This is a genomic window from Candidatus Protofrankia datiscae (assembly GCF_000177615.2).
GTDB classification, from domain to species: domain Bacteria; phylum Actinomycetota; class Actinomycetes; order Frankiales; family Frankiaceae; genus Protofrankia; species Protofrankia coriariae.
This window is the reverse complement of record NC_015656.1, coordinates 399,150-415,707: the sequence shown is the minus strand read 5'-3', so window position 1 is coordinate 415,707 and position 16,558 is coordinate 399,150. Positions and strand designations below refer to the sequence as shown.

15 protein-coding genes and 1 pseudogene are annotated in these 16,558 nt (G+C 67.7%); 5 read left to right on the top strand and 11 right to left on the bottom strand.

Annotation, left to right across the window (positions count from 1 at the left end):
- Positions 1-40 precede the first annotated feature (40 nt).
- Genes FSYMDG_RS01750 through FSYMDG_RS01740 form a run of 3 tightly spaced genes read right to left on the bottom strand, consistent with a single transcriptional unit; the run spans position 41 to position 3,396 of the window.
- Entirely contained in the window at positions 41-1,612 is a 1,572-nt protein-coding gene (locus tag FSYMDG_RS01750) for a TerD family protein (RefSeq protein WP_013871918.1), read from the bottom strand.
- Entirely contained in the window at positions 1,609-2,127 is a 519-nt protein-coding gene (locus tag FSYMDG_RS01745; protein ID WP_013871917.1) for a hypothetical protein, read from the bottom strand. The genes FSYMDG_RS01750 and FSYMDG_RS01745 overlap by 4 nt, the downstream gene beginning before the upstream one ends.
- A gap of 39 nt (positions 2,128-2,166) precedes the next feature.
- Positions 2,167-3,396 (bottom strand): toxic anion resistance protein, encoded by a 1,230-nt coding sequence (locus FSYMDG_RS01740; protein ID WP_013871916.1) that lies wholly within the window; start codon positions 3,394-3,396, stop codon positions 2,167-2,169.
- A gap of 386 nt (positions 3,397-3,782) precedes the next feature.
- On the opposite strand from FSYMDG_RS01740, the gene FSYMDG_RS22500 reads away from it, so the two are divergent.
- On the top strand, positions 3,783-5,471 hold the full coding sequence (locus tag FSYMDG_RS22500; protein WP_013871915.1) for a serine/threonine-protein kinase: 1,689 nt from the start codon (positions 3,783-3,785) through the stop codon (positions 5,469-5,471).
- A gap of 330 nt (positions 5,472-5,801) precedes the next feature.
- Here FSYMDG_RS22500 and FSYMDG_RS01730 read toward each other — a convergent pair whose 3' ends face one another.
- From FSYMDG_RS01730 to FSYMDG_RS01715, 4 genes are all read right to left on the bottom strand, one after another.
- Entirely contained in the window at positions 5,802-6,107 is a 306-nt protein-coding gene (locus FSYMDG_RS01730) for a DUF6879 family protein (protein WP_013871914.1), read from the bottom strand.
- A 93-nt stretch (positions 6,108-6,200) separates the two neighbouring features.
- The gene (locus FSYMDG_RS01725; protein WP_013871913.1) at positions 6,201-6,722 is read right to left on the bottom strand and encodes an AAA family ATPase; all 522 of its coding nucleotides are present in this window, start codon (positions 6,720-6,722) and stop codon (positions 6,201-6,203) included.
- A 1,060-nt stretch (positions 6,723-7,782) separates the two neighbouring features.
- Positions 7,783-8,226: a TIGR03618 family F420-dependent PPOX class oxidoreductase gene (locus tag FSYMDG_RS01720; RefSeq protein ID WP_043604437.1), complete on the bottom strand. Its 444-nt coding sequence runs from the start codon at positions 8,224-8,226 to the stop codon at positions 7,783-7,785.
- A gap of 145 nt (positions 8,227-8,371) precedes the next feature.
- The gene (locus FSYMDG_RS01715) at positions 8,372-9,424 is read right to left on the bottom strand and encodes an NADPH:quinone reductase (protein ID WP_013871911.1); all 1,053 of its coding nucleotides are present in this window, start codon (positions 9,422-9,424) and stop codon (positions 8,372-8,374) included.
- Between the two features lie 157 nt (positions 9,425-9,581).
- On the opposite strand from FSYMDG_RS01715, the gene FSYMDG_RS01710 reads away from it, so the two are divergent.
- A complete protein-coding gene (locus tag FSYMDG_RS01710; protein ID WP_013871910.1) occupies positions 9,582-10,544 on the top strand; it encodes a GlxA family transcriptional regulator in 963 nt (320 codons plus the stop codon).
- A 255-nt stretch (positions 10,545-10,799) separates the two neighbouring features.
- On the top strand, positions 10,800-11,135 hold the full coding sequence (locus tag FSYMDG_RS01705; protein WP_050803279.1) for a hypothetical protein: 336 nt from the start codon (positions 10,800-10,802) through the stop codon (positions 11,133-11,135).
- A 570-nt stretch (positions 11,136-11,705) separates the two neighbouring features.
- Here the strand turns inward: FSYMDG_RS01705 and FSYMDG_RS01700 are convergent.
- From FSYMDG_RS01700 to FSYMDG_RS23785, 4 genes are all read right to left on the bottom strand, one after another.
- The gene (locus tag FSYMDG_RS01700) at positions 11,706-12,197 is read right to left on the bottom strand and encodes a hypothetical protein (protein WP_131772032.1); all 492 of its coding nucleotides are present in this window, start codon (positions 12,195-12,197) and stop codon (positions 11,706-11,708) included.
- Between the two features lie 446 nt (positions 12,198-12,643).
- Positions 12,644-13,339, bottom strand: a complete 696-nt coding sequence (locus tag FSYMDG_RS01695) for an NAD(P)-dependent oxidoreductase (RefSeq protein ID WP_013871907.1) — start codon at positions 13,337-13,339, stop codon at positions 12,644-12,646.
- Positions 13,340-13,365: 26 nt separating this feature from the next.
- Positions 13,366-14,022, bottom strand: a complete 657-nt coding sequence (locus FSYMDG_RS01690; RefSeq protein WP_013871906.1) for a hemerythrin domain-containing protein — start codon at positions 14,020-14,022, stop codon at positions 13,366-13,368.
- Positions 13,953-14,516: an MFS transporter gene (locus tag FSYMDG_RS23785; protein ID WP_431307065.1), complete on the bottom strand. Its 564-nt coding sequence runs from the start codon at positions 14,514-14,516 to the stop codon at positions 13,953-13,955. Before FSYMDG_RS23785 ends, FSYMDG_RS01690 begins: the two co-directional genes overlap by 70 nt.
- Before the next feature lie 388 nt (positions 14,517-14,904).
- Between FSYMDG_RS23785 and FSYMDG_RS01685 the strand changes: the two are divergent.
- Together FSYMDG_RS01685 and FSYMDG_RS01675 are read left to right on the top strand one after the other, a co-directional pair.
- Positions 14,905-15,300, top strand: a pseudogene (locus tag FSYMDG_RS01685) (sigma-70 family RNA polymerase sigma factor); the annotation flags it as partial.
- 70 nt (positions 15,301-15,370) lie between these two features.
- A protein-coding gene (locus FSYMDG_RS01675; RefSeq protein WP_085948528.1) for an IS3 family transposase occupies positions 15,371-16,548 on the top strand; the annotation gives its coding sequence in 2 pieces (ribosomal slippage) (positions 15,371-15,632 and positions 15,632-16,548; 1,179 coding nt in all).
- The last annotated feature ends 10 nt before the right edge of the window (positions 16,549-16,558 follow it).

Genomic DNA, 16,558 nt, shown 5'->3' with positions numbered 1-16,558 from the left:
GCCGTTCGGTGCCGGAGACCGTCGTCGGCCGGCGATGTCGCTACGGAACGTCACGCAGAGTTTCCCCGCCTGGGCTCCACTCCAGTGACCAGCCGTGACGCACTGCGACGTCGGCCTGGACTCCCTCGAGGAAGTCGTTCTCCCGTCGGATGATCACGTCGTCCTGCGCGACGTGGAACGACGCGACGACACAGATCCGAGCTCTCGGCGGCGCGTCACCCAGGCGGATTGTGAGTTGCTCGCCGGTCCGGGCGGCAACGGTGAGCACCGGTCGCAGCAGGGACCACTCCGGCGCGGTGTGCAGCCCGTAGGCGAAAACGAAGAAGCGCCTGAACGTCAGGAGCGCTCCCAGATCAACAAAGATCGTTTGCCCTTCCAGCTCGTCGCGGCGGCCTAGCCGCAACACCTGGCGGGGAGCCGCGTGCCCAGGGGCGCTGACGGTGTCGCCGAGGTCCTGCATGAGGCCGGCCGCCGCATCGTTCGCCTGCCAGAGACAGCCGAGATGGATGTTGCTCGGGCGGGGCAGTCCCGTCTGGGTTTTCAGCAGCGCCCACTGCAGGGTCACGGTCATGGTGCCCGAGCCGCGTTTCTCTTCCGTCCAGGCAGTGGCTGGATGATCGTCATCGAGCACGGTGACATGTTCCATACGCTGCTTGTGACGCGAAGAATGCTCGCCGTAGTTGATGCGGGTGGATGACGGCCGTGCCGGGGCACGGGTGGCCGTCGCACGGGCCACGGCTGCCGGGGCGGCCTCGTCGGGCCCGCTGAGGTCGAGCGGCGAACGGGTAGCTGCCGGCACGGGCGTGGCCGGTGCCGCAGGTCCGGCCGGCTGTGCGGGTCCGGCCGGCGGTGTGGGCAGCCGTGCCACGGCAGGGTCCCGCTCGGCGGGCGGTGCGTGCGGGGGCTGCGGGCGTGGGGGCGACGAGGGCACGATCACCGGGGGCACCCTGGGTGGGTCGGTGCGCGGCGGGTGCAGATGCGCGGCCACGTTCCGCCGGGTCCGGGCTGGCGAGGCCCGCGTGAGAAAGGCGGCCGCCCTGCTGGGATGCGCCGTCGCGATGTCCCCTCCGCCGGGTCCGGCGAGTCCCGGAAGACCGGTGACGTAGCCCTGTCCAACGGCCCGGAACTTCCATCCCCTCAGGTGGCGGTAGATCTCACCGAAGATCATTGCCGTCTCCAGCCCAGTTCCCGGATCCAGGCTGTAGCGGGCGATCTCGACATTGTTGGCGTGGTTCAGGACTCGAACGTAGGTGTGGCGCACCGACCGGAACGTCTGCCCGCGCCCGGCCGCGTCGTAGATCGCCATTCCGAACTGCAGGTGGCTGACCTCGGCCGGCACGGCGGCCAGCGTGACAACAAGTTTCTCCACGTCACCGACGAGCGGGCGCGGTGGCGGGGAAGCGCCGACCCGTTCCGTCGGGTTCGGCACCTGATGGGCCAGGAGCACCTGGGATGACGTCGCACCGCCGTTGTCGAGGACGACAAAACCGTCCAGCTCGACGGCGGCCGAGCCGGACCCGCCGCTCCAGCCGAGGCCGATGCCCACCCGCTCGATACCGGGTGCCTCGTCCGACAGCAGCACGTTCCCGCCCCTGGGCAGGATGACGGTCATGAATCGAGGTCCGAACGGCGGAACTTGGCGTCCAGGAAACGCGCCTGGATCGCCAGCTTGGCGGCGTCTCCGGTGTAGACGAGGTCCTGCAGCTCGTTGGCGCCTTCGTCGAGCAGCTGGAGCTGGCGGATCAGATCCTCGGCGGGCGTGGTGCCCGTGACACCGGGGCGTTCGGTGTACTGGGCCGGCAACGCGGTGAAGTCGCCGAGAGCCTGCGGGAGGTACTCGTGGATTATGGCGGTGAGATGCCTCATCTCCTCCTCACTCGCCGACTGGACCTCGATGTAGCGCAGTAACGGCCGCAGGACGTCATCAATGTCGCGCACGGTCGGCACCGCCCCGGGCGGCAGCCGTCCTCCGTCCACGTTCGCCCTCGCGACGATCCCGGCAAGCTCCCGTTGCAGCTGCTTGACCTCGCGGACGACCTCGGCCGTGTCCCGCGGCTCGGAACCGGCCGCCGAGGCTGCCTGGTTCCTGGGTTCCTCAGCGGTGCGGGAACGCCGTCGGAAGAACACGGCACCTCCTGTCCGTGCCGATCGTATGACGAGCGTCGCTCAGCCCTCGCTGGCGCGGGCCCGCTCCAGGTACGACTTCGAGCGTCCCACCTGGGTCTCGAGAGCGGTAACGGTCGCCGCCATGCTCTCGACCGCCTTCGCCCTGTACGTGTCGATGGCGTCCATCGTCGCGAAGATGTTGTCGAATGCCTTCTGCAGGGCCTCGACGCTGACCGTGCTGGACGACGCCTGCTCCTGGAGCTGGCCCGACTGCTGGCGCAGCAGCTCACTGGTCGACATGATCATATTGTTCGTCGTGGCGTTCAGCGCGTTGATCTGGTCGAGCACGAGCTTCTGGTTCGCCAGCGCCTGAGCGACGATCACCGCCGTGCGCAGTGCGGCGACGGTCGTCGTCTGCGCCCGGTCGACGCCCTTGACGAGCTCAAGGTTGTTCTTGCGGACGAGGTCGAGGGCGAGGTAGCCCTGCACGCTCACCGCCAGCTGGGTGAGCAGATCCTGCTGACGTTGGCGGATGGGGAACAGCGCGTCCGAGGCAAGCACGTCAGCGGTCCCCGGATCCGCGGCCCGCAGCCGATCGATCTTCGCCGAGACCGCGTTGTCGAGCGCCTTCGCAAGAGTCGCGTACTCGGTGAGCTTGCCCATCGCGACCCAGAGCTCCGCCTTCTCCTGCTCGATGGCGGCGTTGTCCTTGCGCAGTTCGTCCTGGCCGAAGTCGAGCGCCCTGATAATGGCGTCGAGCTGCTTCTGCGCCGACTGGTAGCGCTGAAAGTAGTTGGAGATCTTGGTGCCGAACGGCATCACGCCGAGTAACCTGCGGGCACCCTTCAGATCGGCCCTCGCCGGGTCGAGCTCGGTCACCGTCTGGCGTAGTTCGACGAGCGTGCCGGCGACTCGCGCCTGGGCGTCACCGCCACGGCCACCGCGGGTGCCGCGCAGCGCCGCCGCCGGACGCTCGAGCATCCGGTTGGACGTCCGGGCACTCGCGACGATCTCCCGCTGGCCCATCGACACGATATCGTTGATCTTGTCCTGGAACACCGGGCTTCTCGGGTCCTGCGCGGCGAGGTCGTCAGCGAACGCCACAGCCCTCCTGCGCAACTCCGCCCGGGTCGCTTCGTCGAGCGGAATCATGCTGTCCACCCGGTCGTCGGCGACGACCGGAACGGGCGTCGGCGGGGAGAGCTCGAGCGCGCCGCCCGCGGCTCCTGTCACGGCGGCCCCGGCCGCGGGCGGCGTCAGCGGCCCGCCCAGGTCCAGCGAATCCGACATGAACGTCACCTCCCAACCCATGCCGCACCCAACTGGTGTCCGCGCTGCGCAAGGTGTCGGCCACACTCGACCCTACGCGGTATGTCGGGTGGATCGTCAGCTGTGTGGATGGCAGCGGGCCAGACAGATCGGTGACATCACCGCGCCGCGACCGAACGCGGGGGCAGAACCGACAACCGCACGCCACAACGCGAGAACGCCCATACCCATCGCGGGTTTCTCCGAATCCCCGGCTCGCGCGTGTTCCGTCCCCGATGCTCCGTCACCGATGCGGTGGCGGGAGCACGCCACTGGCCGCGATCCGCTCTCACCTATGATATTCATGCGCGAATTTTCGGTGAGAATGCTGTAACAATCCGTGTTCGCGACGAACGGGGGAAAGATTCTTGACCAGGCGCACGGGCTCGCTGGTCGCCGGACGGTATCGGTTGGTCGAGTCCCTCGGCGCCGGTGGGATGGGCACCGTCTGGCGGGCGGTGGACGAGGTGTTGAGCGTCGAGGTCGCTGTCAAGGAGCTGAACGTGCCGTCCGGCGCCACAGCCGTCGAACGGGAGCGCTGGATCGGCCGGGCACAGCGGGAGGCGAAGAACATCGCCAAGCTGCGGCACAACCCGCACATCGTGACGATCCTGGACGTGGTCGTGGACGACGGCATGCCGTGGATCATCATGGAGCTGGTGCCGTCGGCGCGGACGCTCGCCGACGCCGTCCGGACCGGGGCACTGCCCGCGCCGGAGGTGGCCCGGATCGGGCTGGCCGTGCTGGACGCGTTGACCGCCGCGCATCATCTGGGCGTCACCCACCGGGACGTCAAGCCGGCGAACATCCTGCTGGCCCCGGACGGCCGGGTCGTGCTCATCGACTTCGGACTGGCCCTGCACGACTCGGATCCCACGATCACCCAGAGCGGGTTCGCCCCGGGCACGCCGGCGTACATGGCGCCGGAGCGGTTCGCCGGGGAGCGCCTGCTACCGGCCAGCGACCTGTTCTCCCTGGGTGCCACGCTCTACCACGCGGCCGAGGGCCGCCGTCCGTTCGAGCGGTCCAGCTGGCCGGCGACGATGCACGCCGTGCTGTACGAGGACCCGCCGGCGATGCGGACCGACGGCAATCTGGTCGCCGTCGTGCTCGGGTTACTGGTCAAGGATCCGGGCGAGCGCATGTCCGAGTCGGACGCGCGCCGCCGGCTGGCCCGGGTCGGGGCGCGGTCGACTCCGGCGGCGGGGCGAACAGCGTTCAGGCCGCCCGCCGGGCTACCGGACGAGGCGGAGCCAGCCGAGCAACCGGCGCCGCGGCCGCGGCGGCCCGACTCCCCACCAGCCCGCCGGTCCTCCCCCGGCAGGGCCGGCGGTGGCACGGCAGCCGGCGGGGACTCCGACGAGGACGGTTTCCGGACCGGTTTCAAACCGAGCTATGACGACCTCGGCGGCGGCGTCATCCTGACGGCGCTTGGCGCGGCGCCGTGGCTGGTGGCCGTCTTCGCGGTCGGTTTTCCCTGGTGGATGCTGGCCATCGGGGTGCTGGTCAGTGGGTTCGGGCTGCTGGGCCTGCTCGGTTGCCTGATGAACTTCGGCGAGAGCTTTCCCGGCAAGCCCCAGGCCAGCTATCTTGCTGCCGCGGTGTTCCTGCTCGCGGTGGCCGCCGCGCCGTGGCTCGTGGCGGCGTTCGTCGTCGGATACGCCTGGTGGCTCGACGTCATCGGCGTGATCGTCGGCGGCATCGCCACGCTCATCGCCATCGCCTGCGTCGTGCTCTTCTTCGAGGATCCGTCGAATCCCGACTGTCTCGAGCTCGATGCCGGCGGGCTGACCCTCCGGCGCGACGACCAGACCTACCGGGTGAGCTGGACGGACGTGAAACAGGCGTGGGTCGACCCGGGCAGTCGGCGCCTGCAGGTGGCTCCCGTCCGGGACGAGGTGGCTTTCCCCTACCGGAACCGGACGAAGGCACCCATGATCAACAAAACCACGGGTGCGCTGACCTTCTGTGAGCTGGATCGGCTGCGAGTCACCGTGCCCGCGCTGGACCAGGCGCTGCGCAGGGCAGCCGGCCCCGGCCGGTGGCGCCCGTCCTGACCGCCCCGGCGGTGGCGCCCGGTGATGTCAGCGGTCAGCGCGCCAGACCGCATCGGTCCTGCGGTGGCCCACGCCCGCAGCCCGGCTCGGGCGGCCGGGCGGTCCGGCCGCCGCCCATCCGCCATCTCACCAACCCACGACCCGGCACGACCGACAAGTCGGACCTATACATGCAGCTCAGATAGCTCGTCACGCTGCATGGTGGACCCTGTGTACCAGCATCCGAACCGATTGATCTTGGCTGTTGGCCTTGAAATCACCGTCCTTCCGGTCGCTACCCGGCGCCTGGCCAGGGGCGATGCCCCGTGACCGCCCCGACCGTCACATCATCTACCGAATCGAACGTGTGTTCTGTAGACTTGGCGCGCCCGCGGCGAGGTTCTCCGGGTAGGAGGCGTCGAGCTCGTAGCGGACATAGTTGCTGAGGGGGTTCTCGACGATGTGGACGCGGCCGAACGTCTTGCCCGAGGCGACCGCGTCCCTGATGAGCTGGACGATCGCGGCCTTCGCGGGGCGGGCGGGCAGTGGGCGGCCTTCGCGGTAGGTGCGTTGGCGGTCGGCGTCGCCGGGCACGTCGTAGTACTGGCGGGCCTCCAGACGGACGGCCTCGGTGGTGAAGGTGCTGTGGAAGGCCACGAGCTCCGCGGGAGTTATACGCCCTCGGCCAGGCGGGCGGCCGCGTCGAGGATGAGCCATTGACCGGCGCACCAGGTCATCGGACTTCGCGGCTCATTCCTGGAGAATGACGCGCTCACCCTCGGCCACGGGCTCCTGGAAGGCGGCGAAGTAGCGTTCCAGAAGCTCGTCGGGGACGGTGACGCTGTTCGCGCCGCGCGCCCGGCCGCGAAGAGCGAGCCGACGCCGGAGTGTTTCGAGGTCGGCCTTCAGGCGGATGAGTTCCCACCGGCATCCGTGGCTCTCGATCGCGGCCTTGTACCGGTCCCGGGTGGCCCGGTTCCAGAAGCTGTAGTCGATGACCCCGGGCGCCTTCATCTCCATCAGGCGGATCAGCTCGTCCCACAGCTGCCACTCGGCCGCGGACTTGAGATGCTCGTACTCCGCTGGATCGAGCTCGCCACCGTCGCGGCCAGTCCATTCCCACACGACCTCGTCGATGGAGAGTCGGGTGTAGCCGCGTCGCTCGAGCGCCCGCGCATATGTGCTCTTGCCGGAGCCAGGCAGGCCACACATCATCACGACGAGACCTCGCTCCGTCCCGACGAGCTCCGGCAGGAGATCCGAACCGTCCACGACGGCGAGAATACGGGATCTTGGACGGTCAGGGTGCGAGACGGTCGGGGGTTGTCTCGGGGCGACCATCTGGCGGGCGCCGGCGGCAGCGGATCAGTTGACGTCTCAGTGGGGATCTGCGAGCGGGTTCGCGGCCAGGTGGCCGTTCGCCGCCAGGGAAGCGTCCCGAGCGGGTTACACCGCACCGCTTCGACACTTAACAGAGCCTGAACATGATCATCCTGGGTCGGCCATGCGGCTGGCCAGCGGCTCCGGCCGCATGCCCGGTCGGCGCCCACGGCCTCGTCGAACCGCCCGGAAGGATCCGTGTGTAAGCGCGAGCCCCGACCGATCCGAGCCCCACCCGGAGACGTTCCACAACGTCCGCACCCACAATGAGCGCACAGAACCCATCGTTTTCTCGAACAACAAGCAATCGCGTACGTTACCCGCAGTATTTAACAGCCCCTTCCATCTTGGTCATGCCACAGCGCTGCTCGACCACCCGCATCGGTCACGACGCTGAAGCTCAGCCTTACCACGACACGTTCATGCAGTACCGTTGCATTCGCACACACCGGAGGATCTTGATCGTAGGTCTTCCGACTCGGATCGCTAAAGGTTGTTTCGTAACTTGGTTGAGCGCAATGCGGCTCGCCCAGTGGTGCCGGTCAGCTGGGCCGGCTGATGTCGTAAGATAGGCGATTCCGGCAGCGGTGACGGCGAGGGTGTGTGCCTGGCGGCGGTAGTCGCGCAGGATCTTTGAACCGCCAGGCCGATCCCGCCGGTGACCCCGGCGGAGAGCGTGTCGTCCCACTTCCCCCACACCACGACGGTGACTGCCACCGCCAGGGCGGCGAGCCCCGCCGCCACCCATGCGGTGCCGATACCGCGCGCTCGCTGTCCCCCATACCGTCACATCATCACGACCGCCCCGATCGCACTGTGCACCGCCGGAAACAGCGGCCCCGGAGCCGTTCCGGGGTGCCTGAAGCCTCCGTGATTCGGTTGCAGGAGTTCCCGCCGACGGGAAGATCCACATTCAAGATCGCCGGTCATCGACGAATGCAACGGTGCCGCGTCAGTCCACCCACGGGCCAACGCCGCCGATCCGCTCGACCGCGATCCGAACGATCATTCCCGTTTCGGAGCCGCGGTTCCCGAAGGGGTAGACGTCAGTGCCGAGATAGCGCCGGGCCAGGGTGTCCATGAGCGCGGTGAACTCGTCCGGGATCCCTGGGCCGAGGAGGGTCGCTCGGCCCCGCACAGTGAGGTACTGGGTGAGGCCGTCCGCGGCTCCGTCGGCGGTTCGCTCGTTGTCGTGGATGATGACCGTCACTCGCGGGTCCCGGCGCAGGTTGCGCACTTTCCGGCGATGCTCCTCCACACCGAAGACAAGGCTGCCTCTGTCGAGGGCCATCCACACCAGCGAGGCCTGCGGCGCACCGTCAGGGTCGATCGTCACGACGGTTGCCTCCCGGTCCGATGCGAACAGCCGTCGGGCGCTTGCAGGCAACGCCGGCATCCCTTTCCCGTCCAAGTGCTCTGTCGTCGCCTGGCCGGTCATCAGCGCTGCTCCTCGTTCCACGAGTTCACGGTTCCTGAAGGGCACCACGACGCGGACAGGGCCGAACTGTCCGCGTTGCGGTAACGCGGCTCCTGTTCGGCGATTACCGCGAGGCCGGTGGCTTCGACCGTCCGTCATGTCGGACGTCGATGAGTACCTTCCCGACCGCGCCGCCCTCGACCGCGTCGTGCGCGGCGGCCGTCTCGGCCAGCGGGAAGCGGTGCACCGGCAGCCCGGCGTCTTCGCCGGCCCGCAGGGCGCCCGCGGCCACGGCGGCGCTCACGTCCTCCACGGCCTGACGCTTCGCCGCGTCGGGCATCGTGTAGACGAGCACGAACTGCAGGCGGGTGTTGGCGAACATGTGCGCCCGGAGGGGAACGGTCAGCTGCGAACCGCTGGTGTCGGCGTAGATGGCGACAACCCCGTTCGGGGCTATGACCTGCTGGTTGAGCTCGGCGTTCACGACGGGGTCCACCTCGACCACCATGTCGACGCCGTCGGGGGCGGTCTTGCGTACCGCTTCGGCCGCGTCCGGGGTGCGGTAGTTGACGATGTGGTGCGCGCCGGCCGCGGAGGCCAACGCCGCCTTCCGCGGAGAACTGACGGTGGAGACGACGTTCGCCCCGGCCCAGCGCGCCAGCTCGATCGCGGCGTGCCCGACCGCTCCCGCGCCGCCGGCGACGAGCACGGTCCGGCCGGCCAGCGTCGACGGTCCGAGGACGGACGGGCCGTCCGGGTGGACGGTGAGGGCACGGTGCGCGGTCATGGCCGGGATGCCGAGGCTCGCCCCGAGGTCGAACGAGGCAGCCGGGGGCAGCGGCACCGCCCGGCGCGCAGGCAGTACCACCGCCTCCTGCGCGGTGCCGTCAGCTCGCTGCCAGGCTGCCTCCCAGATCCACACACGTTGTCCCACCCGCGCGGGATCAACTCCCTCGCCGACCGCGTCGACGGTGCCGGCGCCATCCTGGTTGGGAACCTGACCTGTCGGCGGGAGCGACGAACCCAGCGCTCCCCGGCGCGCCTTCCAGTCCGTCGGGTTCACCCCCGACACGGCGACGCGGACACGGACCTGGCCCGGCCCCGGCTCGGGCTCCACCCGTTCCACCAAGCGCAGCACATCGGATCCCCCGACCCGCTCATACACGATCGACTTCACGCAGTGTTCCTCTCAGGAGAACTCAGGACGACCAGCGGGAACGCCGGCACGTCCCGGTCGTCGCCCCCGCACGGGGGGCCGAACCACCATGTCAGGATGACCCGGCAGTTGATCCACCGGAAGTGGCCCGCGAGACACCATCCGATAGGATCTGGCCATGCATCGGGTCGCCGTGCTCGCCCTGGACGGAGTCATCCCGTTCGAACTCGGCATTCCAGGGCGGATCTTCACCGCCGCCATCGGGTCAGATGGCGAGCCGCTTTACGAGGTGATCGTCTGCACCCTCGACGGCCGGCCGGTCCGCACCGATGCGGGGTTCACCATCGCCGTCGACCACACGGTCGAGGTCCTCGCGGCGGTGGACACCGTCATCATCCCACCCGTCCATCCAATCGAGATCAACATGGCCGGACGGTTGCCCGAGTTGGTAGCCAGCGCGCTTGCCCGCATCCCGGCGGGTATACGCATCGTGTCGATCTGTACAGCCTCCTACCTTCTGGCTGCCGCGGGCCTGCTCGACGGCCGCCCGGCCACCACCCACTGGTTTGAGGCCGACCGCTTCCAGCGGATGTTCCCCCGGGTGAAGGTCGATCCTGACGTGCTGTTCGTGGACGACGGCGATGTGCTCACCTCGGCGGGTGCCGCCTCCGGCATCGATCTGTGCCTGCACCTCGTTCGTCGCGATCACGGCAGCGATGTCGCCAACCGCGCGGCCCGCCTCTGCGTTGTGCCGCCATGGCGTGATGGGGGACAGGCCCAGTACATCGAACATCCTGTCCCGCCGCTATCGGCCGCCAGTACCGCTCCCACCCGCGCCTGGGCACTCGAACGTCTGCCGGAACCGCTGTCCCTGGCCGAGCTCGCAGCCCACGCGGGCATGAGCGTACGCACCTTCACCCGGCGGTTCCGCGACGAAGTCGGCCTGACCCCCGGCCAGTGGCTGACCGGGCAGCGGCTGGAACGCGCCCGGCACCTTCTCGAAAGCAGCGGCCTGCCGATCGACATCGTCGCCCGACAGGCCGGGTTCGGCACCGGAATCTCCCTCCGACAGCATTTCCGTACCTCCGTCGGCGTCTCGCCGGCCGTCTATCGGCGTACCTTCCGCACCCGGAACCGTTAACCCGCCGTTCCCACGCGCCGATGAAATTCGCGATACCTGTGCTACGTCATGTCTCGACCAGAAAGAGCGGGGATACTGCACTTCATCAGTCCTTCAGGGGACGCCGAGATCGCGTTCGCCCAGCCGCATCCTCGTCTGCGCCCGGGAGCGCATCTCTACCGGGGGCACCGGATGTACCTGCTTCGCCCGCGGCGGAAATTAGAGATTCCTGTCAGTGCTGTGACCCTCGTCCTGGGATTTGCCGAAGAACTGCGCGTGAGCGACCTTGGCGAAGGAGCGGCAGCGGACAGTTACGATTCTTTTCTCGCCGGGCTCCAGACGCGGGCCAAAATAGTTGAGAACAACAGAAGCCTGTACGCGGTGGAAGTGGTCCTCATGCCGTGGGTGGCGTTCACCCTGTTCGGTGTGGCCATGCACGAGGTGGCCGAGAGCGTCCTGGATCCGGGTGACCTGCTTGGCGGCCGTGTCCGTGACCTGACCGGGGCACTGGCAGCCCTGCCGGACTGGGAGCAGCGGTTCGAGTTGCTTGACACGGTGCTCGCGCAGTGGATCGACCGCGGGCCCGCCCACTCGCCACCGGGTTCCAGGTAGCGGCCGCCGTGCCGTCCCCCGGAGCATCACTGCGGCGTCCGATGGCTGCTTCGGAGGCGTGAGCGGCGATACTGGCTGTGGTCGGGACGATACTCCTGCCAGCGGCCGCGGTGGCTTCCCCGTCCGAAGCGGGAACTGGGAATCGGCACCATCTCCGTACTCGGCCTCGAGGTGTCACCACCGGTGCAGGTTCCCGGTCTGACCAGGGCCACCGCTATCGGTGCCGGTCCGGGCATCGGATACGCGATCGTGTCGTCATGTTTCTTCCGGTCCTAACCGCAACGCACCCGGCGGTTTCGGGGAGGCCCGGAAAGCGGCCGGCCGAGCGGGTGTGTCATCGTGCCACCAATCCGCATTCCCTCCCGTCCCAGGAGATTTCTGGAACCAGGAGGGGTCCTCGTTCGGCTCCGCGCACCACCGGGCAAGGCCGGAACCGGGCGGACGCTAGTCCGCTCCCGGGCCACCGGATACCAGCCTCAAGAACGAGCCCCCGAACGGGCCCAACCACCGGGGGCTTCGCGGTTACACCGCCGATAGCGGATCTACCCGGCAACCAGTCGATCTGTCGTTTCAGGCGCTCGGCCTCCTGGAGATGGGCGCTTCCCGGGTGCCTATCAGCGTACTGCCCTTGAAAACGCCGAGTTCCACGGTGGCGTACTGGATCCCGTTCGAATCGATGGCGTACGTGTTGTAGGTGTAGGTCGTGCCACACCCGGTCGTGTAGCCGTGCCAGGGCCAATAGTGCTTGGCGCCGCGGTTGGGGACGGTCACCAGCCGAATGCCGATCTTGTAACCGTCGCATCCATCGTCGGCCCCCTTCAGCGTGACCGCGGTGAGGCGGTTCGTACCACCCCACTGGAAGAGGGCCTCCGAATGGGCATAGGGATCGAAAGAGCCAACGGTGCTCGTGATGTTGCCAGCGGCCTCTGCCTGCCCGGCCATCAGCGGGACGAGCGCAATCGACGAGAGGACGACAAGGGTCAACAAACGTAAACGTTTCCGCATGAAGCCTGGTCTCCAACTGTCCGGTCGGTCGAGGGCTTGCAGGACAAAGTCCAGCATAGTGGATTCCAGAAGATGCGCGGTGCGGATGAGGTCCCGGTCGGGGTCTCACACCGCGCAAGTCGGGACGCACTCCAGATCGATACGTGGTCCTGTGAGCCGCGACAACAGATTACATGATCGCATTTATCAATGCGCCGACCTGCGACGATGTGCTCATGTATAGAGAATGAAACCGACGGTTCTTACTCGAGAGAAGCCCGCACGATCACGTCGCTCAACATCCACGGGAGACGAGTCGATGTGAGAGATAAGACACGGCTCTCATGCGATCGCGAGGAGCAGCGTCACCACCGCAGCTCGCGGTGCCGGTGCGGCTTGCCGGCAGCGACAAGGCCGCGGAAAAGTATTGCTGACCGGCCTTCTGTGACAGGCGCGTAGGCAACCCACCCGGTTGCCTACGGTTCTCCGCATCGCCACCGTGAGCCCGCCGTCCGCACCGGGTGTCAGTCCCGTTTGAATGCCTCCCGGCGCAGCAGCTGGAACAGCGTGGGGGCGCCTTCGGAGGTTGTCACCGCGGCAACCTTGCGCACGAACCGGGTATCGGTCGCCTGTTCGAGCAGGCTCGCGGCAAGGTCGGTGCGGCTGGTGAAGACACCCGGCGCCTGGTCCTCGCGGAGCTCGTAGCTCGTCACACCGGGCGCATCGAAAAGGCCCGAGGGACGCATGATCGTCCAGTCCAGATCGCCGCCGCGCAGGAATTCCTCCATACGGCGCATGTCGGCGTAGGTCGTCTTTCCGATCGTCGCTGTGATCAACGGCTGGAAGACACGGTTCAGTAGGAAACCGCCGTCCGCATGATGGTGCGGCTCGGCGGCGCTCGAGCTCACCACGACCACGCGCTTGACCCCGTGCCGCGCCATCGCGGCGGTGATGTTACGGATGCCGTCGCTGTAGATGGTGACCGGCTTTCGGGTGAAAGGCACACCGAGCGCCGACAGTACGACGTCGGCTCCTTCGACAGCTCGGTCGACGGCCCGCGCGTCATGCGCGTCGGCCTCCACGACGTCGAGTTGTTCATGCGTGATCGGGAATTCCGCCGGTCGCCTGGTTACCGCGGCGACGTGCTGACCGGCGGCCAGCGCCTGTCCGGTCAGCAGCCGGCCGGTCGGCCCGTTGGCGCCGAAAACGACGATCCTCATGGTTGCGCTCCTTCCGAATGATCCGTTCATGCGGTGGTACCCGCGGTGCGGTAGTACTTGGGCGCCCATATCCGGCGGTAGAGGAACCTGGCGGGCGGCGGCAGCATCCCGAGAACTTTGGCCTGTATTCCCTCGGATGTACCGTCGAGCAGCCACGGGAGGAATTCCGCACCCCCACGCAGGCCCTGCGTTTTACGAATCGTCGTGGTGAACGCCGCCCATCCGTCGGGGCCGAGGTATGTCTCCACCAGCGGCAGGGCTTCGTGTTCCTCGTGCCGCATGTGAGCGGTCAGGCTCGTGCTGAAGGCGTCGATGCTCCTGATGAGTCCTGCCGTTTTGTCCGATGCGAGGGCATCGTCGATGCGTTCGAGATGTGGCCCGATCTGCGCGTGCTCGGCCTCCACCGCATCGAGAACGGCGATCTCGTCAGGCCGAAGCGCCTTGTCGCGCAGCAGGGGCCACAAGATGGCGTCCTCGACCTGATGGTGGATGTGGAGCTGCCTGGTGAACATCGCCCAACCCGCGTGTACTGCCGGCGTCCGGACGTGGCCACGTCCGCATGCGAGCCGCAGGCGCTGCAGGTCACGGGTGAAAGCGGCGTGCGCCACATACATCATGGTGAAATCGACCGTGCCGGCCGGTGGCGACGTACGGTTGTTCTCGGCGTTCGTATTATTGGCCATCTGTGCTCCGAACGGGTAGTTGGCTGGTCAGGGGATCGCGCTGCCGCCAGTCCTGATTGATCTTTGAGGTGTCGGTTACCGACATGCGACAGTGCCGCCGGCAGCATCAGCGCGGCGCCGAGACCCTGCGCGAGCCGCGCGCCGACCAGAACACCGGGGTTCCCGGCAAGTCCGCCGATCAGCGAGGAAACTCCGATCGGGCTGATTCCCGCGGCCAGGACACGGCGGCGGCCGAGAAGGTCTGCGACCCGGCCGCCCAGCATCATGAAGCCGCCGTAGGTGAGCAGGTAGCCGCTGGGAACCCACTGCCGGCTCTGCGCCGAGAAGTCCAGGTCACGCCGGATGTTGGGAAGGGTCACACTGACGATCGAGGCGTCGAGGAAGGCGAGGAAGGCGAGGAAGGCGAGGAAGGCGAGGAAGGCGAGGAAGGCGACAGCGTACAGCAGAGCCAGCGTGATCTGGCCATGACGAGTCCCGAGGAAGGATCCGCCGATGCTGCTCCCAGGGTTGGTGACCTTGTCGGCGGCCCTGGCCCTGCCGCCGTTGACTGTGGTCACATCGTCTGGAAGACGCTCGGCCGGCCGGCTCGTTCCGATCAGGCGTTCGGCCCCTGCGCCACTGGCGACTGCGTCCAATTCAGGATCCCTCCCATGTGCGGCCGCCGTGGCCGCCGGCTCGGAGTCAGCCGCGTTCGACCGTCATCTCTCTGTCGGATCCCGACGGGCGGATGTGACTGTTGCCCTCGTCACCCCGTGGGCGCCGCTGCCGACGACGTTCAGGACCCGGGACCGGTCGGCCGGGCCGGTGCGGCCTGCCCCGTCACATCGGCGGTGCCGGATTCGTCATTGCTCAGGAGGGGTTCGATCGAAGGAGCGGTGATCCGTGGACGATGCGACGTGGCAGGCCGAGCAGTTCGAGCGACAGCGCCCACAGCTGCACGCGGTCGCCTACCGCATGCTCGGTTCGCGCAGTGAGGCCGAGGACGCGGTCCAGGAGGCGTGGCTGCGTCTGAGCCGCTCCGACGACGATTCGATCGGCAACCTCGGCGGCTGGCTGACGACAGTCGTGGGACGGGTGTGCATCGACATGCTGCGTGCCCGCCAGGCCCGCCGGGAGGACTATGTCGGTACCTGGCTGCCCGAACCGATCGTCAACGTCGACGACAGCGACGACCCGGAACAGCGGACGGTGCTCGCCGACTCCGTCGGCCTGGCCCTGCTCGTCGTGCTAGAAACGCTCACCCCGTCCGAACGGCTCGCGTTCGTCCTGCACGACATGTTGAGGTGGTCCCCGTTCTTCGGACAGTGATCCCTATGTGGGATAATTGATCCGTGAGCGGAGGAGATTGATGACTGAGTCCCGGAGGCGGTTCACGCCCGAGTACAAGGACGAGGCAGTGAAACTCGTCATCGATTCGGGTCGGCCGGTATCGGCGATCGCGAAGGACCTCGGTATCAACGAGGGAACCCTGGGGAGCTGGGTGGCCACCTGGCGTCGGGCCCACCAAGGCGAAGAAGAACCGCTGTCGATGTCCGAGCGTGCCCGGCTACGGGAGCTGGAGAAGGAGAACCGGGAACTCCGGATGGAGCGCGAGTTCCTCTCAAAAGCGGCAGCCTTCTTCGCGCAACGCCATCAGTGATCGATAAGTTCGAGCTGATCGCCGCGGAGAAGGACAACTACCCGATACGCAAAATGTGCCAGTGGCTCGTGGTGTCGACGTCCGGTTTCTACGACTGGTACCAGCGACCGGTGTCGTCCCGGACCCGCCGGCACACCACCCTGGACACCCAGGTGCGGGCGTTGTTCGCCGCCTCGCGCCAGACCTACGGCGCGCGGCGGATCGCCGCCGCTCTGACCGCGTCGGGCCAGCCCACCTCGGTCCCGCTCGCCCGACGGATCATGCGCCGAGCAGGGCTGAAGGCCTGCCAGCCCAGGGCCTACCGCCGCACCACGATCCCCGGCCAGGCGCCGGTGCCCACCGACCACGTCCGCCGCGACTTCACCGCCACCCGCCCCGGGGCCAAGCTCGTCGGTGACATCACCTATGTCCGTACCGGCGAAGGCTGGCTGTATCTCGCCACGGTCATCGACTGCTATTCACGGAAGGTTCTCGGCTGGTCGATGGCCAGTCACATGCGGACCGAACTCGTCGTCGACGCATTCACCATGGCCGCGTCCCGCACCACCCTTGCACCGAACGCGGTTTTTCACTCGGATCGCGGTACGCAATACACGTCCGACGCCTACCATCGCACGCTGGCACGACACGGCGTGCGACCTTCCGTAGGCGCCACCGGAGTGTGCTGGGACAACTCCGCCGCCGAATCCTTCTTTGGCACCCTGAAAAACGAACTCGTCTATCGGGAAATTTACCTAACCCGTCGTGCCGCCCGCAGTGCGATCGCCGAGTACATCGAAGTCTTCTACAACCGGCAGCGACTCCACTCCACCCTCGGCTACCACACCCCGGAACACGTCGAACGTCTCTACCTGACGAGTCGGACATCAATACCAGAGGCGGCGTAAAGCTGATATA

Bases quoted from the DNA above. Each gene is read 5' to 3' on its own strand.
- FSYMDG_RS01750 (WP_013871918.1), bottom strand. From the start codon at position 1,612: ATGACCGTCATCCTGCCCAGGGGCGGGAACGTGCTGCTGTCGGACGAG.
- FSYMDG_RS01740 (WP_013871916.1), bottom strand. From the start codon at position 3,396: ATGTCGGATTCGCTGGACCTGGGCGGGCCGCTGACGCCGCCCGCGGCC.
- FSYMDG_RS01720 (WP_043604437.1), bottom strand. From the start codon at position 8,226: ATGCCGGCGTTGCCTGCAAGCGCCCGACGGCTGTTCGCATCGGACCGG.
- FSYMDG_RS01710 (WP_013871910.1), top strand. From the start codon at position 9,582: ATGCATCGGGTCGCCGTGCTCGCCCTGGACGGAGTCATCCCGTTCGAA.
- FSYMDG_RS01700 (WP_131772032.1), bottom strand. From the start codon at position 12,197: ATGCTGGACTTTGTCCTGCAAGCCCTCGACCGACCGGACAGTTGGAGA.
- FSYMDG_RS01695 (WP_013871907.1), bottom strand. From the start codon at position 13,339: ATGAGGATCGTCGTTTTCGGCGCCAACGGGCCGACCGGCCGGCTGCTG.
- FSYMDG_RS01690 (WP_013871906.1), bottom strand. From the start codon at position 14,022: ATGGCCAATAATACGAACGCCGAGAACAACCGTACGTCGCCACCGGCC.